8 protein-coding genes are annotated in these 18,145 nt (G+C 37.5%); all 8 read right to left on the bottom strand.

The genetic code is table 11. From position 1 onward, the window contains the following. Positions 1–195 precede the first annotated feature (195 nt). Positions 196–2,616, bottom strand: a complete 2,421-nt coding sequence (locus tag AC1DVP_RS16730; protein WP_477184628.1) for a glycoside hydrolase family 2 TIM barrel-domain containing protein — start codon at positions 2,614–2,616, stop codon at positions 196–198. Between the two features lie 118 nt (positions 2,617–2,734). Beyond that, positions 2,735–4,951 (bottom strand): glycoside hydrolase family 43 protein, encoded by a 2,217-nt coding sequence (locus AC1DVP_RS16725; RefSeq protein WP_477184627.1) that lies wholly within the window; start codon positions 4,949–4,951, stop codon positions 2,735–2,737. A 19-nt stretch (positions 4,952–4,970) separates the two neighbouring features. After that, positions 4,971–6,815, bottom strand: a complete 1,845-nt coding sequence (locus AC1DVP_RS16720) for an NPCBM/NEW2 domain-containing protein (protein ID WP_477184626.1) — start codon at positions 6,813–6,815, stop codon at positions 4,971–4,973. 190 nt (positions 6,816–7,005) lie between these two features. Further along, entirely contained in the window at positions 7,006–8,589 is a 1,584-nt protein-coding gene (locus tag AC1DVP_RS16715) for a glycoside hydrolase (RefSeq protein ID WP_477184625.1), read from the bottom strand. A 118-nt stretch (positions 8,590–8,707) separates the two neighbouring features. Continuing rightward, positions 8,708–11,536: a LamG-like jellyroll fold domain-containing protein gene (locus tag AC1DVP_RS16710; protein WP_477184624.1), complete on the bottom strand. Its 2,829-nt coding sequence runs from the start codon at positions 11,534–11,536 to the stop codon at positions 8,708–8,710. Positions 11,537–11,746: 210 nt separating this feature from the next. Then, the gene (locus AC1DVP_RS16705; RefSeq protein WP_477184623.1) at positions 11,747–13,390 is read right to left on the bottom strand and encodes a glycoside hydrolase; all 1,644 of its coding nucleotides are present in this window, start codon (positions 13,388–13,390) and stop codon (positions 11,747–11,749) included. Between the two features lies 1 nt (position 13,391). Then, entirely contained in the window at positions 13,392–14,999 is a 1,608-nt protein-coding gene (locus AC1DVP_RS16700) for a RagB/SusD family nutrient uptake outer membrane protein (RefSeq protein ID WP_477184622.1), read from the bottom strand. Positions 15,000–15,010: 11 nt separating this feature from the next. Further along, positions 15,011–18,043: a SusC/RagA family TonB-linked outer membrane protein gene (locus AC1DVP_RS16695; RefSeq protein WP_477184621.1), complete on the bottom strand. Its 3,033-nt coding sequence runs from the start codon at positions 18,041–18,043 to the stop codon at positions 15,011–15,013. Positions 18,044–18,145: the final 102 nt, after the last annotated feature.

Here is an 18,145-nt window from a genome sequence, read left to right as displayed (position 1 = left end):
AATGTTTTTCGATTTCTATTTATAAAATAGCATCCAATTTAAACATTCAGTTCCTTTTTTCGAATCCAGTAAAAATAAGGCCTAATACTATTTTTTGTTATAAAAAAAACATACAAAATATAAAGGCTGTTCCTCCTGCGAGAAACAGCCTTTACCAACTAACTAAACTGAAATTATTTTTTAATTCTCTATAATTTATTTTACCTGAATAGTAACCTCTGTAGGTTTTAACCAAGTGCTGGTAAAATTAACTTTTATAGGCTCATTACCTCCTGTAGACTGAATATATGCTACAAGATGTCCGTGAAATGCTCTTTGAACATTATCGGTATAATCACCCATATCGCTGTTATTTCCAGCTTCCAATCCCAATAAAGTCCCAGAACCGCTTATTGCACAAGTAATTTCATTATCTGAAAGCATTACAGGCAGTCCTTTTTCATCCAATATCTGCACTATCACTTTGGCAACACCGTCTTTATTTACAGTAATGTCTTTTTCATTAACCACTAAAGCATAAGGCTGCTGCGAAGAAACAATCGAATATCGGCTCTCTATTTTGTTATCAGCACTAAGTCCGATTGCTTCTAATTTGCCTGGAGCGAAAGGAATATCCCAGTAAATAACACCTGTTTTTTCATCGTAATTTTTTTCTTCGCCAACCACTTTTCCGTTTAATTCCAAGCGGGCTTTGGCAGCATTAGTATAGCAAACCACTCTGATTAATTGTCCTTCATTGTAGTTATTCCAAATAGGCCAAGCATCTTTAGAAAGCTCTTTTTCATTATTGCTGATGTACGTTCCTGCATAAATCATTGGTTTCTCTGACCATAATGACTGACGGAAGTACCCTCTAGGCTTAATAATCCCGGCAAGATCAACCAATCCAGAATAGAATCCTCTTGATGGCCAGGCATTAGATTCACCCAAATAATCAATACCTGTCCATAAAAACTGTCCAAATATATGCTCGTTATTTTTTACTGCCAGCCATGGTCCCATATCATGAACATTCTCACTTCCAAAAATCACTCTGTTTGGGTATTTTTTGTGATCTGAAGCATATTTGCTCTCTGTATAATTGTATCCTGTAATGTCTAAAGCTCCTGGATATTCTGTTTCGTTGGACATTGCAACTCCGGCAAGACCGGCAGTAGTAGGACGGGATTTATCATATTTTTTCACAGCTGCTACAAGACGTTTGGCTATTCCTCCAAGACGCATAGCATCTGGTGCATCTTTTTTGTAGCCTCCATAATTTGCTTGTCCGAAACCTTCTGTTCCTTTATCCAAAACTGGGTGTGAATACGGATCATTTGGATAATCTACTTCGTTACCGATACTCCACCCAAATACGGAAAGATGATTTCGGTCACGGCGTACCATGTCTTCCAAATCTTTCTCACCCCATTCAACAAAAATATCATTAGACCCTTCAAAACCAGGAGTACCTACGTTCCATCCTGTTAACCATTTACGTTTAGGAAATTCCCATTCGTCATACGCTTCATTAAGAACTAAGATTCCTAATTCATCACAAAGGGCATAAAAATCGGGAGCCTGCGGATTGTGGCTCGTACGGATAGCATTTACCCCTATTTCTTTCAAAGTCTGCAGTCTTGTTTTCAAAACCTCTTTAGGCACTGCCGATCCTAAAACTCCGGCATCGTGGTGTAAACAAACCCCTTTCATTTTCATCCATTTGCCGTTAAGTGCAAAACCTTTATTGGCATCGAAAGTAAAACTTCTGAAACCTGTTGAGGTAACTGTTTTGTCGATTAGTTTTCCGTCTTTTAAAACAGTTGTTTTTAACTGATATAGATTTGGATGTTCTAAATCCCATAATTGAGGATTCTTTACATTTATTTTAACTGCAGTTTTATTGGCTGCATTTGCTTCTACAAGAACTTTTTGAGAGCTTTTGGCAACAACTTTTCCGCTGTTATCTAAAAGTTCATTTACAACAATAAGATTTGTTTTTGCAGACGAACCATTTTCTAAAGCAACTTCTACATTCAAAGTTCCTGTTCCATTAGCAACTTCTGGATAGGTATAAACACCCCACTGCGCAATATGCACTGGATTTGAATAAACCAGCCACACATTACGGTATATACCAGAACCTGAGTACCAGCGGGAATCTGCACTCTTACTGTGATCGACACGTACCGCAACGATATTGTCCTCACCATATTTTACAAAAGGAGTCGCATCATAAGCAAAAGAAATATATCCGTTAGGACGTTTTCCTAAAGAATGTCCGTTTATAAAAACTTCGCTTCGGTTATACACTCCTTCAAAATATAAATAGACTTTTTCGCCTTTCTTATTTTGAGGAATATTCAATGTTTTTCTGTACCATCCAATTCCGCCTGGCAAGTAACCTTGACAACTCGCCAAAGTTGGGCTCAATCTCCCTTCAACACTCCAGTCATGAGGTACATTTACCGATTGCCAATTAGCATCATTGTAAGTTGTGTTTTGAGCATCTGGGGCATCTTGCAGCGTAAACTTCCAGTTGTCATTAATTTTTTTGGAATCCCCAAACGATATCTGGCTAAAAGCAGATAAGCAGGAAAAAAGAAGAATTGGCAATGCGAATTTTTTAATAGTCATTGTGTATTTATTTTAATTATTCATCCATTCGTTTATGATGTCTAAAGCTTTTTTGACATAAAAAGCCTGCAATAGATTACCTCTATTTGATTAAATCATCAAGTTTTTTTTGATAAAGCTATTTTTTTAAAGGCTTAATTCCTTCGTGAGTGGGTATTATGGGAAGGATTGCTCCGTCCTTATCAAATTCCATTTTATCTATACAGACTTCCCTGTTAAATCCAGCCGCATCACCCATTGTAATTCCTTTTGGATAATTAAAGCGGTGATATACGATATACCATTCATCTTTACCGGGAATCTGAAGGATTGAATTATGGCCTGTTGCATAAATACCGGCTTCCTTGTTTTTGGCTATAACCAAGTTGTTTTTGGGAATAGTGATTTTACCGGTCGGAGAATCGGAAATTCCATAGCGCACACGATAATTTTCACTGCGGGTATCTTCTTCTGACCATAAAAAATAATATTTTCCATTTCTAAAAAAGACAGTAGTGCCTTCACGAAAAGTATCATCAGGAGTTATCACTATAACTGATTCGGGCTTAAACGAAATCATATCATCATTAAGTTCTGCGCAAGCCATATAACCGTTACCCCAATACAAATAGCTTTTGCCCGTTTGAGGATCGGTAAATACATCCGGATCTATCTGCTGTCCTCCTGAAACTCCATTAGGCAATTTGTCTACTAATGGTTTTCCTGAATCAACAAATGGTCCTTCCGGCTTATCAGCAACTGCTACACCAATTTTTTGAGCTCCAGTAAAATAGAAGTAATATTTATAATCGTTCCCAACTTTTTTCTCAGTAATACAAGGAGCCCAAGCGTTTTTATTTGCCCAAGTCACATCTTTTTCGAGATCCAGAATAATTCCTTCATCTGTCCAATTCACTAAATCAGGCGAAGAAAATGTTTTGAAATAAGTTCCAGACCAGCCATTAAATCCATCACTTGTTGGGTAGATGTAATATTTGGATGTTTTTTCAGAATACATAACATCTGGGTCAGCATAAAACCCGTTCAAAACAGGATTATTGGCAATTGAAGCGGTAACTGACCAAATCTTCGATGGCTGTCCCTCTATTGCAACTGTATATTTCACAGCACCTTTTGTAAAATTCTGAGCTGTTTTTGGCTCTACAGTAACTCCTGCAAACTTTGTAAAATCAGGTTTGAATGACGATAGATTTGTTCCCCATTTTACAGGCAGATGAACATGTTTTGCGTCATCATCTGCTTTGATATTGGTTTTCTTAATAGCTGTAGCTTCAACAGAACTCAAAATGTCTTTTGCACTTCCCCATTTGCTTTCCAATCGTGCCAATTCATTTGCCGTTATTGGCATAACCGTTCCATGACGCGGATGAAAATTCATCGAAATAGCATTATCAATCACCGAGAAATTTTCAAAATCATTCGTTTTTGTAAACTGATATTTTCCTTTGGTATAAAGATCATACATCAAGATATAATCGTTGGAATTGTTTAGTTTAAAAACTCCGGCACCCTCTACAGGATATTTAGTCTGCTGCACATATTTATCTCTCAAAACATAGCCTTCGGTAAGTTTATTGGATACGGCAACTTTTATGCCAGCTCCTGCCCCTTCTGTTTTGAAAAACAAATGATATTTATTGTCTTTAAAGATAATTTCCCCATCGATACAAGAGCCATTTGTCGGACTGAAAAACAGTTGTTTAGGTTCGGTTTCCAAATCAGTAAAATCAGCATTGGCGTAAGCATAATAAATTTTGTCAATATCGTTTCCGTGCTGCATCGACCAATAAATCATATATTTTCCTTTTTGGGCATCATATATGGTTTGTGGTGCCCAAACCCGTTTTAGATTTTCATTGTTTGGATATTTTTTCTGAATATTAATAATTGCAGAACTCCAGTTGATTAAATCAGTTGATTTCAATAAGACCATTGCTCTGTTAGAATCCCAGCCTTTGTCCGAAGTCATGTCAGTGGCAACCATATAGAATGTTTTGCCATCTTCTGCACGCAAAATATGAGGGTCGCGCACACCTCCTGTGGAACTGATTTGCTTAGAATCGATTACTGGCTGATTGTTATTTAATGCTCTAAAATTATAGCCGTCATTACTGACTGCAAAACGGATTGCTTCTTCATTACCTGAATTACCTGTAAAATAGGCAAATAAATAGGCAGTCGTTTTTATTTTAGGGCTCTTTAATTCAGATTTGGCAGATTTCTTTTTGGAAGCCTGCTGCCCATTAGCTGTTCCCAAAGTTATCAATGCCAATAACATAACTATGCATTGGTACGCATTACTTTTTTTGAGAGCTATTTTTGAAATATGGTTCATGCTTTTTTAAATGAAATTATTATTTTGATGCTTTGACAATTTTATACAACCCTGCTCCGTGCCTGTTAATTTCAGGCGCAAACTCACCCGAGAATTTGCCAAGCACTTTACCAGACCATAAATCAGTGATTATATATTCATCAGAAAGTCCAATATTTTTAAGATTGACCGGGATTTTTGCACTTGGCGGAGGCATTGACCCCGAAGGGTTTTCTGTAAATACAAAAAAGTTAACTGTTGCTCCTGTATTTTGGGTCACGCAAGCTTCGTCCAATCCTACAAGTGCTTTAAAATGAGTATAGCCTTCTGGCAGATCAAATTCTATAATTGAATTAGAATGTGTGCCAATTCCGTTTTCATATTTAACTTTATTCACGGTAAGCGTATTGCCCGAAACACTTTTGCCAACTCTTGGTTTTTCCCATCCGGCTGTTGCTTTGTTCCATTTTATATCAGTAAGCTTAATCGATTCTTTATCATTATATAAAGTTGGTTCTATCCAGTTGGCATGATCCCAATCGGTTTTATCGCCTCCGTCATTTGCTGCTAAATACAATTTTTTAGCCCCCGAAATATCAATATCAACTGTGGCACTTTGACCAGAAGTTGTTTTAGAAATCAATCCGCTGTTCCAAACTGCTTTTTCAGCAGTTATCAAGTGCTGATCGGCCGTGTTGAAAACTGCTAAATATTTAGCTCCTGTTCCTTGTTCATCTGCAATCCAAGCGGCTTTGTCTTTGTCCGTAAAAAGCGGTTTGTTATTGGTGCTTTCGTTAAGAACCTTTAAGACATTTTTATTCGTCAGTAAAGAAAGTGTGAAAGGATCATTATCAGGAAGATTTCCTCCAAACATTAACGGTGACTTAAAGATTGTCCATAAGGTCATTAAAGTATATTGTTCATCTTTAGTAAAAGAAGTCATACGCGGATCTCCTCTTTCTGCCCTAATGCCAATACGCCCCATTGGCAGCATATCGCCGTCAGGATAGGCTCCAAAAGAACGCCACGCATTCCAACGCTCAAATACTTCAAAATGATCTTTTAACTGTTGCCAGCTATCCCAAAAATCACCAACAGTACGCCACATATTGGCATTTTTCTGAACGTGATCAGCATGTGCGATAGGAGTTTCGCCGGGCGAAGTGCTCAATACAATTTTGCGCCCGGTACGGTCAATCGCTTTACGGATCATATCTATTTCACCTTCAAAATAAATAGGCGAAGAAAGGTCATCTATCTTCACAAAATCAAGCCCCCAAGAAGCATATAATTCAAAAAGAGAATTGTAATATTCCTGAGCCCCCGGTTTACCAGGAACAATGGTGTACATATCATGCAGCCAGCTGCATTGATCTTTATCCGAATAAATATCTCTAGCGGTCAGCTTTGTCCCTTTTATAGGAATGTTTTGTTTTACAGCAATTACAGGAATACCTCTCATGATATGGATTCCAAATTTCAGTCCTTTTTTATGAAGATAATCGGCCAGCGGTTTAAACCCTTTTCCTCCCGCAGCTGATGGAAAACGATTTACGGCAGGCATAAATCTGCCATATTGGTCAATCACATAATCAGGATCTTTTTCGTTGTATCCGTGTGCCTTGTCGTTCCCTACATACCATCGGATATCCACTATAATATAATCCCAGCCATAAGGTTTTAAATATTTAGCCATATAATCGGCATTTGCCTTTACCTCTGCTTCAGTAACTGTAGGCCCAAAGCAATCCCAACTGTTCCATCCCATAGGTGGTTGTGGGGCCCAACTATGGAATTCGGTTTTAGTTTGGGATTGAACAATGTGGCCAATTATTAAAAAAAACAAAACAAATACTGCCGTTTTATGAAATTTATATCGAATCATTGGTGTCATTTTTTATTGTAATTGTTTAAATATTGATTTCAAGCAAAAAAATTATTAAATAAGTGTCTTTTATACATTTGTAAATGTACCTGAAAAAATATATCCAAACAAAACAACATTATAAAAAAAGTCTACAAATTATGAATCCCTTCAATTGTCTGAAAACTTTAAAATAAACTTAAATTATACCTTATTTGAATTCTCCTACGAATGTTACAACAGATCTCGCCGGAATTGCCAAATTATCAATCTTCTGAATGTCAGATCTTTTTAAATTGGAACTTTCGGAAGTAACATACGGAGTCAACTCATTATTTTTCAGCGTTCCTTTTGTCAAATTAAAAGCATATTTCTGATCCGATTTGCCGCAGTTTACAGCAACAACAATCAGTTTTTTATTTGCAGCATCTTTATAAGCTGTAAGCATCACATCATTTGCTGCTCCCAATTCATCCTGATTGGGAACATCAATTCTTAGCATCCCCGGACGCACGAACAATGAATAATTTCCTAAAGCCCAAAGCAGTTTTGAATCATGGAATTCTCCGTCATTTCTAACATAATCAGGTGCTGTACCTCCTTTGCTTTTTCCGTCATCGAGATAAATCAAGCCGTCTTTATAATCAACACGTGTAATTGATGTCCACCATTGCCATGAAGCCGCATTGGCAAGAGCAATATCATTGTGTATCAAGCGAGCTACAAACAAAGCTGTCTGCATACCCAAATCCCTGCCACTTCCTCCACCGCCTGGGATTTCAGCTTCTCCAGGATTCTCTAAAATACAGTATTCTGACTGCCAATATTTTAAACCCGGATGCTGCTTAACATTTGCAGCAATCAATTTTCGGCTTAAAACCTGTCTGTCAACAGGCCAAGTTGTAAAATAACTGTGTGCCAAAATGGAATTTTTTACATTTGGTAATTTTGAAATATTTGTCTTTGAATTACCAAAAAAATAATCGATCTGATTATCACGATTTTCACCATTTACATTTTCATACAAATAGTTGATTTGCCCAGCCTCGGCAATAACAATTTCTGTATTCATTTTTTGAGCTTTCAGCTTTTCAGAAAGCGCTTTTGTCAAATCGTAAATTTCCTGATTGGTAGCAGGCGTTCCTTCCTGACTGTTTTTATCGCCATTATTGGCCATCCATTCCCATTGAGGCTCGTTGATCGGGCTAACGTAATCAAACTTAATTCCTTCTTTTTTCTCTAATCCCTGAATACTTTTAACAAAAAAATCGGCAAAATTTGGAATTGCTCCTTCTTTCAGATTCAGTTTGTTTTTTTGAGTTGCAAAAGACAATCCGTTATTTGTCATATAAACCGGAGGACTGTTTGTAAAAATCAAATACTTTTCCACACCGCGTTTTTTGGCTGCCTGCAAAAACCATCTTTGTCCTTCCTGTTTGGAAAAATCATAAGTTCCGTCAGCATTAAGGAAACATTCGCTTCTTCTCCATTCGTCAGAAACCCTGCTGTTTTCTCCTTGCTCCGTACTTCCTGCTCCAAGATTAAACCTCCAAATGGAAAGCCCGATTCCTTTTGGATTTCCCTGTGCATCAATTTCTTTACTGAACAATAAATCGGCAATGGCGTTCTTTTTTTCGTCAGGCCAATTTTTTCCAACAAATTGGCATCTCCAAGCATCAGAACCTCCAAATCCATCCATGGTCTGTACGACATTATCGGTACTAATGCTAATTGTTCGCTGTGCAAAAGAATGCATACTCATTAGCAATACAAGCGAAACATATACCTTTTTCATTTTTTTATTCTTTGTATATTAATTTATAACTATTATCAGCTTTTACGATAACCCGCAGGAGATTTTGCTTATTAACTTGCGAGAGAATCTGTAAAAAATATCATAATCTGAACTAAAATCAATGCCTTACAATGAATTGTTTGACAACAGATTTTTCGTCATTTTTCAATTTCAGTATATAGGTTCCAGATGGAAGATCAGAAGTATCCAATTCAATATTTTTACTATCACTATACGTTCTGTTTATAACAATTTTTCCTTGCATATCATATACAACAAGAGCTGATGCAGTACTATTCATTTCGGCAAGCCCCATACGCATCACCTCATTAGCAGGAACAGGCCATAATGACACGTTTGCCGCCCCGCTTCCGTTCATCTCATTCGAATCTACACCTAAACTGCTAGACGCAAGAGCTGCTATTTCGTTTTCAGATAATGTGTAATTGTAAATCCTGAAATCGTCTATATAGCCATTGAATAATGGATCCGCAATGTATTGACTGCGGCCGATATAATTAAGAATTGGCTTAAAATCATTTGGGCTGACAGTGGAGTTATCCAGCTGTTTTACTAATTTGCCATCGACATACATTTTTAAACCTTTTGTTTTACTTATTGTTACAGCAACATGTACCCAAGTGGAGGTGGCTAACTTGGCAGTCTCCATTTGAATCTCACCATTTGCATTTTTGATTACAAAACGTAAATTACCACCGGAAGCATTGGTAGTTAAAAACATATTTTCATCCACACCGTTTCCAAAATCAAAAATTCGCTGCCACTCATTTCCGCCTTTCCAATTTACCCATGCTGCAATGGTACTGTCATCATGATTAGCCACATTTGCTGGAAGCTGCAGAAAACCATTGGTGCCTTTCAGTGAAATTGCTTTTAAGCCATTTTTTCCGTCAACAAAGGCAACATCACCGTATGAAGCACTGTGGTTTAATTGAATACTTTTGTCTAATGTATTATCATCAAATTGAAAATGTGCTATAATATCTTTATTGCCTGTGGATGCAGCCGAAGTTTCATTTGAATAAACAGAACGATTCAACGAATTATCTACAGCTTTGATTACATAAAAATAAGGCTTCCCAGTAGCAGTCGTATTGTCAACAAAAGAAGTTGTTTTTATATTTCGAGCTATTGTATTGTAAGATCCACCTTTCGATTCGGCTCTAAAAACTGTATAGCCAGCAACATCTGTATCCGTACTAGGCGTCCAGTCTAAACGAATAGATGCTGCATTAGCTGTAGCTGTCAAATTACCCGGAGTACTAGGAGATACAAAATCTATAGGAACACCAATAGGGATTAAACGCCATTGCTGCTGAGTCCCGCCAGATTTTTCGTATTGTTCAATATTATCCCCTGTACTAGCAACCTGCAGACATTTTGCACTGAATCGGCTGCGAATATAAAACCATCCATCCTCGGCATAATCCAAATACCACTGCTGGTTTGCCGATTTAAGATCGTTCCAAACGACAATATTTCCCCCATCTTCTAATGAATAATTATAGATATCCAGAGACATGCCACTATGCTGTGCAGTAAATGTAAAATAGCTAAAATCACCGCCAATCCTGGAATCAACTGGAGTTACGTTCCATTGCTGATATGTTGCACTTGAATTATAATTGTATTGCCGAATGTTTGAGCCTGCTGCAGTAGAGCCATTTTCTACTTCCAATACTTTTCCGCTTTTGCGATTTACTAATATATAACGGCCATTAATAACCGGCTGTATATCATCACCCCAAGTAATATTAACAACTCTTTCGGCATTGGTTTGTCCCTTTTGGTAGCCAGTACCCCCGGGCAGTTGCATCGTATACTCCCGTTGCGGGCCATAACCGTCAAAATAAACCTCTTTATCTTTTGATATAAAACGGTACGAAGTGGCTGTAGCCTGTCGTTCAGAAGTTCCGCCAAATGCCTGTACGTTGCCTTGGCTTGTTTTATAAACTGCGGCGGCTGTCCATTTTGGACGATTTTCTGCATAAGCCAATCGTTTTCCATTTCGGCTTGCCTTTACAAATTCACCTCTTGCAAGTTCTGCAGTACCCCACCATATTCCAGTCTGCATACCGTATTGGATGCCAACTATTCCTTCCATTACATTGTGTAATTCATCAGCGGTGGCATACTTGCCGTCACTTCGGACTTTCTCAAAAAAACTTGCATAACTATCAAATCCACCGGCAAGCTGATGGGTGTTTCCTTCATCTAAATTAGACTTTAATTGGTCATACCAATTTTGAGCCTGATCGCAATTGAGCGTATTTCCCCCCGAAACACGGATAGCAGAAAAATAAGGATTATTTTTTAGACGAGCAGCAATATCATTAAAATTTGAAACAGTACCTTGTCCCCATCCATTATCTGGTTCATTAAAGGGTGCTACAGATACTACGGTTCTTCCTTTTCCCTGAGCATATTTTGTACTTGCATAAATCAGCTGTTCCCAGCGTTGGGCATAAGCAACACGATCTCCAGGACTAAACCAAGAAGCTACAAAAGGGTGGTCACAATTGAATGCCACTTTTGTTTTTTCTCCTGTTAAAGCCACAAGAGCAAGACGTCTGTCCAGCCAATCTGTTTGACTGCTGTACGTTTTTCCATCCGCTCCTACATAGTTTCCACTTTGAAATTCACCATTAATCAGTTCACGAGTAGGCTGAAATGATATTCTTACAATATCAACATTTTCTTTGCCCATAAAAGATATGCCTCTACGCATATTATTTTCATCAGGCCAAGCGGTATCAAGTCCCCATGTAACAGGAGATGAAATACCATTATCCAAAACACTAAATGGCACTGTGTTATCTGTAATAGGCTGTGCTATTAAGTTATCACTTGTGCTAGATTGTGCATTTATGTTTATTATTCCAAATCCTAACAATAAAACCCCTAATAGGAAATATTTTTGTCTCATGATTGTTAATTGTTTTTCACTTATTTTAACTTTTATATCAGATAGATGCAAATTGCAGTTCACAAATAGCGTGTACAATATGAAAGCTAATTATATATCATTTTTTTGCCCTGCCTTTTTTGCCCCTAACAACTCTAATTCATGAAATTAGGKGTAAAAAAAGCTGCTTTTTGCTATTTCAGCAAAAACAAAGTTCTATCCAAAAACATTTTACTTGTAGGTACCTACGTATGTTACAACTGATCTTGCTCCTATCTCAAAACTTGTCGCATCTACATCAGTTCCTTTTTTCAGACTTTTAGTATCTGAAGTTGTATATGGCGTAAACTTATTATTTGTTAAAGTACCTCCTGAAAGATTCAATTTATACGTTCTGGCTGTACTGCTGAAATTTACAGCTACGATTACCAGTTTTTTAGCAGTTGCATCTTTGTAAGCAGTCAGCATTATATCAGTAGCTGCTGCAGCATTATCCAATCCTGGTATCTGAACTCTTACCATTCCCGGTTTTACAAAGAAAGAGAAGTTTCCTAAAGCCCAAAGTGTTTTAGAATCCCTAACGAAACCGTCATTTTTGCAGTAATCGGCATTACCTGCTCCTTTACTCGCTCCATCATCAACATGAATCAGACCGTCTTTATAATCACCGCGGCTAATTGCTGTCCACCACTGCCATGAAGTAACACCTCCAATAGAAATGTCTGTACTAATAATACGGGCTGTCCAAAGCGCTAACTGTATTCCCAAGTCTCTTCCAGGACCACCACCGCCAATCAATTCAGAAGTCCCAGGGCTTTCAAGAACACAATATTCAGAAGACCAAAGACTAAGTCCCGGTGCTGTCATAATTTTTGAAGCGGCCAATTGTCTTGATGTAATAAGCTCATTCAGTGGCCAAGCCTGCCAATAACTGTGACCAGATATTGTTTTCTTCACATTGCTCATTGAAGCAATATTTTTTGTAGAATTTGGTCCAAAGAAATAATCAATCTGACCCGATCTGCTGGCAGTACTGCTCACCGTTTTATACAATGGCTCATAAGCACCTGCTTCTCCTACAACAATTTGAGAACTAAGACCTTTTGTCTGTAGTTTTGGAGATAAAACAGATACAAAACTGTAGATATTTGCGTTTGTAGCCGGCGAACCTTCCTGACTTGTTCCGTCCCACTCGTACTGCGGTTCGTTGAAAGGACTGATATAATCGATTGTCAAACCATGAACTGTTTTCAATTTATCTATTGAATTCACCCAAAAATCTGCCAATTCGGGCATTTTTCCATCCTTTAAATTGTAAAACTCTTTAATGCTTGCATGAGCTTTACCATTATTTGTCAAATAAACAGGCGCACTGTTTGCAAAAGCCAATAACTTTTCAACTCCGCGTGCCTTAGCCGCTTTCATAAACCATATTTGACCAGCCTGTTTGCTCATATCATAAGTAACACCATCGGCGGTAAAACATTCGGTACGTCTCCATTCATCCCCAATATCACTTGCATCACCCTGCTCAGTACTTCCTGCGCCTAGATTAAAACGCCAAAGTGATAATCCAATTCCTTTTGGATTTCCCTCAGCATCCACATCTTTGCTGAATAATAAATCAGCGATAGTATTTCTTTTATCCTGAGGCCAGTTTTTACCAATAAAATTACATTGCCAGGCATCCGAAGCTCCAAAGCTTTCCATTGTCTGCAGATTGGCATCAAGATTTACATTCAGCTCTCTTGTGTTAGGATTAACTGGCGTTGTATCATCTGTATTATCAGAAGAACTGCAGCTAATGAATGGTGAACTGATTAAAAGCAAGCCCGCAAATAGCAGGCTTACTTTATAGTTTTTAATACTAATCATATTAGTAACCAGGATTTTGTGTGATCAAACCGCCACTTAAATCTATTTCCAATTGAGGAATTGGCCATAATAAATTTTTAGTAGGGTTAAAATTAATTCCTTTATCTTGTGCTTCTTTCAAATTCGTAGTTTCATAAGGATCTGCAGAGCTCAAGTTATATTTTACAAAAGTTCCGTTTGGTCCCATCAAAGATTCTATAACTGGTCTTCCAGTGCTTGGATCTTTTTCACGACGAATATCAAACAAACGTAATCCTTCGAAAGCCAATTCTAAACGGCGTTCTTTGTAGATTTGTCTCAATAAATTTGGACCTGCCAAACCTACTTTAGCGTCAAGTTTTACACGGGCTCTGATAACATTGATATCTGCCAAAGCTCCTCCGGCATCTCCCAATTGGTATGCTGCTTCTGCTCTTGTCAAATACATTTCGGCCAAACGAATCAACGGCACATTCAATGGTAAGTGTCCGTCTTTTTTATCCAAAGCACGGCGTGTAGCAATTGGAATATAATATTTACGGCAGATACGTCCTGATTTGTTGTCATTCAAACTAAATTTATGGGTTGGGTTTAGCACCTCATCTCCATAAGCGGCTTCACCCCATTTGGTAATTGTGCTTCTGCGGCGTATCACATCATTTTCAGAAATATAAGCATTCTCCAAGTCACTGGTTGGCATACACCATCCCCATCCGTCAATAACATCTTTTGCATCATTGCTTGGGAAATATTTCTTGTCTTCGCCTCTTGCTCCTGAGAAAGTAGGTAGCATAGATCCTAAATTCTTATCCTGCACAGAAGATGACTGAGCTTCTAAAATTGATTCTACACCATTATGATTATTCACATTCCAGATGTTCAAGAAATCTGCTTCAAGAGCGTAAGGTCCTTCCGTAATAACTTTGTTTGAATATTGTTTTGCTTCTGCCCATTTTCCCTGAAATAAAGATACACGAGCTAATAAAGCATAAGCTGCCCATTTGTTTACTCTTCCGTTTCTGTCAACTGGAATAGTTTCTAATTTTGCTGCAGATTCTTTAAGATCGGCCTCAATTTGTGCATAAACAGTAGCCGCAGGACTGCGCTCTAATTTCAAATCACCAGTTCCAAGAGATGTTGTATATAATGGAACAGCTCCAAAAAGATTTACCAATTCATAGTAGCAATAGGCACGAATAAACAATGATTCACCTACATATTGATTTTTCTGCGTATCAGAAAGCGGTGATAAAGCCATTTTTTCTAAACCAGTATTAGCTGATTGAATGGTATAATAATGAGCTGTATAAATACTGTTCATTGATCCCATGTTTTCAGGCGTAACAATGTACTGCGCACAAGGCCTGAAAGCACCGCTGTCCTGTCCGGTATTACCCATCCAGGCATCATCTGTAGCCGTTTCGTTTGTCAATCTTGGTGCTAGTAATGCATACCAATCATTTGACAGCAATAATCTGTGCGTTAATTCATTTACATAATTTTCGCATTCTGTCGCTGTTTGAAAGTAGTTTTCCAAGGTTTGCTTTCCTCTTTGTTCTTTATCGATAAAATCTTCACAAGAAACTGCAAATACAGCAAAAGCGAGTACTGATAATATTATTTTTTTCATGTTCTTTTTTATTAAAATCCTACATTAAGCCCCATCAAGATTGTTGGCTGCACTGGATAGTTCCATCCTCCAAAACCTGCTCCTTTAACTCTATCTCCTTTATCAGGATCTCCTCCTGCAACTTCAGGATCAACACCTGTATAATTAGTTACAGTCCATAAATTTTGACCCGATATAGACAATCTAAGTTTGTCAAGTCCAAACTGATTAAGGAATGTATATCCAATTTGAAGGTTTTTCATACGCATGTACGATCCGTCTTCAACATACAATGATGAAAATCTGTCAAAATTACGATTGTCGTCATTTCTAGACAAACGGGGAATATTAGTTGAAGTTCCTTCTCCATGCCAAGCCATATCTTCAAGTCCTGCAACTTTGTTAGTCAAACTTGCACCATTATATAAGTCAGAAATATTTTGATTTACAATGTCATTTCCAATACTTGCATAGAAGTTAGCAACCAAATCGAAACCTTTGTAAGCTAAATTCAAATTAAATCCCATAGTGTAATCTGCCCATGGAGAACCAATTTTTGTTCTGTCTTTATCATCCAGTTTACCGTCACCATTTACATCTTTGAAACGAATGTCTCCCACTTGAGCATAAGGCTGTAATTTAGTTYCATGATTATCTGTATGAGAATTCAATTCTGTTTGATTTTGGAACAGACCATCAGCTACATATCCGTAAAAATATCCGGGTACATCGCCTTCAACGGTTAAAGTTCTGTTGTTTGATCCATATAACTTTTCACCATCAGCTGATAATGAAATCATATCAACGTTAACAGTCGTAAAAGTAAAATCTGCACCATAAGAGAAATTACCTTTTTTATCTTTATAAGACAAAATCAAATCAATACCATTGGATTTCATAGAACCTACGTTTGTCCACATAGTTGAATAATCTGGAAATCCACTGTAAGTTGGAAACTGCTTCTTGAACAACATATCTTTTGTTGTTTTTTCATAATATTCTATAGTTCCTGAAATTTTATTTTTCCACAATCCAAAATCAAGACCAAAGTTAAAATCTTCGACGGTTTCCCATTTGATGTCTTTGTTGGCCATAGAAGAAGGGTAAGAAGTATCGACAACATTACTTCCGATAACATAATAACCAGTTCCAATGTTTGATTGATAAACAGCGTCTGGTAGATTTTGATTACCTACTCTACCCCAACCTGCTTTCAATCTAAGATCATTAACAACTGATTTTGTGTTTTCCATAAAATCTTCATTTGAAATTCTCCAAGAGGCAGAAGCAGAAGGGAAATTCGCCCATTTGTTTTTAGCCATAAATTTTGAAGAACCGTCACGTCTGAATGAACCTGTCAAATAATATTTGCTGTCATAGTTATAAGAAAGACGTGAAAGATAAGATTCCATAGAACTAGACCAGCTGTTACCCTCACTCTTAAAATTTTTGGTAGCCGCATTTAGTTCTCTCATCAAATCTGAGTTGTTAGGCACTCCTTCTCCGTAGCCCTTTACATCATTTCCATTGTACTCTTCCATTGTAGCACCTACCATTAAAGACACATTATGTTTACTGGCAAATGTTTTGTTATAGGTCGCTGTTGTCTGCCATGTCCAGTCATGATTAGTAGTATTTTTTCTTTCAATACTATTGATTTCTGCTTTTTCGTGCGCAGCATCAATTACGAAATCAGGTCTAAAGATACTTTGTGTTTTATCACCCACTTCAATAGATCCTTGAGTACGGAAAACCAGTCCTTTGATAGGCTCATATTGTAAATATGCATTGGTATTCAAATTATACTGATCGGTATAATCATCATATCTCGCAACTGAAGCTACAGGATTCCAAACATACGAAGGAGAACGCGCATAGATGCTATATTCATTTTCCGTACCGTTCAATTGATCTGCTGGCTTATAAATTGGCGTAATTGGATCAATTTTATCAAAATCGGCCCAGTTCCCTGGTGAACCCCAAGTTTCAAAACGTGGATTTAAAGTGATACCAACAGAAACTTTATCAGAAAATTTGAAATCATTAGCAATTCTTGCTGTAATTCTTTCCCATCCTCCAACTCCGTAAAAAGAGTCCGATTTATAATAGTTCAAACTTGCTGCATAAGTGTTTTTTTCAGAACCTCCAGTTACTCCTATAGAAGCATTACTCACTGGTGAAGCTTTTTTTATTCCAGTACCCCACCAATCGGTAGTTTTTCCTCTGTATTGCTCAGCATTTGGCAAATACTCAGAATATCCTGAATTAGTATATGCTTTGTTCATAATATTAGCATAGCTTTCAGCATTTGCCATATTATACGGATTATCCATCATTTGGAAGCCATTGCTTAAATCAACATTGAACTTAGGTTTTCCAACTTTACCTCTTTTGGTAGTAATAAGGATAACACCGTTTGAAGCACGAGAACCATAAATAGCACTTGCAGAAGCATCCTTAAGCACATCCATAGATTCAATCTCATTGTTGCTCAAAAAGTTGATGCTAGTTCCCATTGGGACACCATCTACCACATAAAGAGGATCGGTGCTAAGGTTTAGGGTAGAAATACCACGAATCAATACTCTTGGCTGAGCTCCTGGACCTCCTTGTCCTGTAACTTGTACACCTGACACTTTACCTTGCAATGATTCGGTAACATTACCTACAGTCATTGTTTGAAGTTCTTTTCCTTTTACAGAAGAAATTGAAGTCGTTACATCTCTCTTTTTCACTGTTGCATAACCTACAACGACTACTTCATCCAAGTTTTGTCCCACTTGTTCCAAGACAACATCTAGTGATGTTCTGTCTCCAACTGTAATTGTTTTGGATGTAAAACCGATGAAAGAAAATTGAAGCTGAGCGTCTTTATTTGGAACGACAATAGAATATTTACCGTCAAAATCAGTGGAAGCAGAAGTTCCTGCTCCTTTCACAATGATATTCGCACCTGGTACCGGCAAGGCACTTTTGTCCTTAACAGTCCCTTTTACTGTTATCTGAGCAAATGTTGCAGCACTGCACAACACGGCTATAAATAACCATATAAATCTATATTTCATATATGTTAAATTTAATTATTAGAGGTCATATATGATGTCGCCTTTTTTGTTATTCGTATTTGCTTGCGCAAATTTGTTTTAAAAGGCGATTTCATATTCTGA

The sequence above is a fragment of the Flavobacterium sp. P3_A6 genome (genome assembly GCF_056403035.1).
Note: the sequence above shows the minus strand (reverse complement) of the source record. Positions and strands in the feature narration are given on the sequence as shown.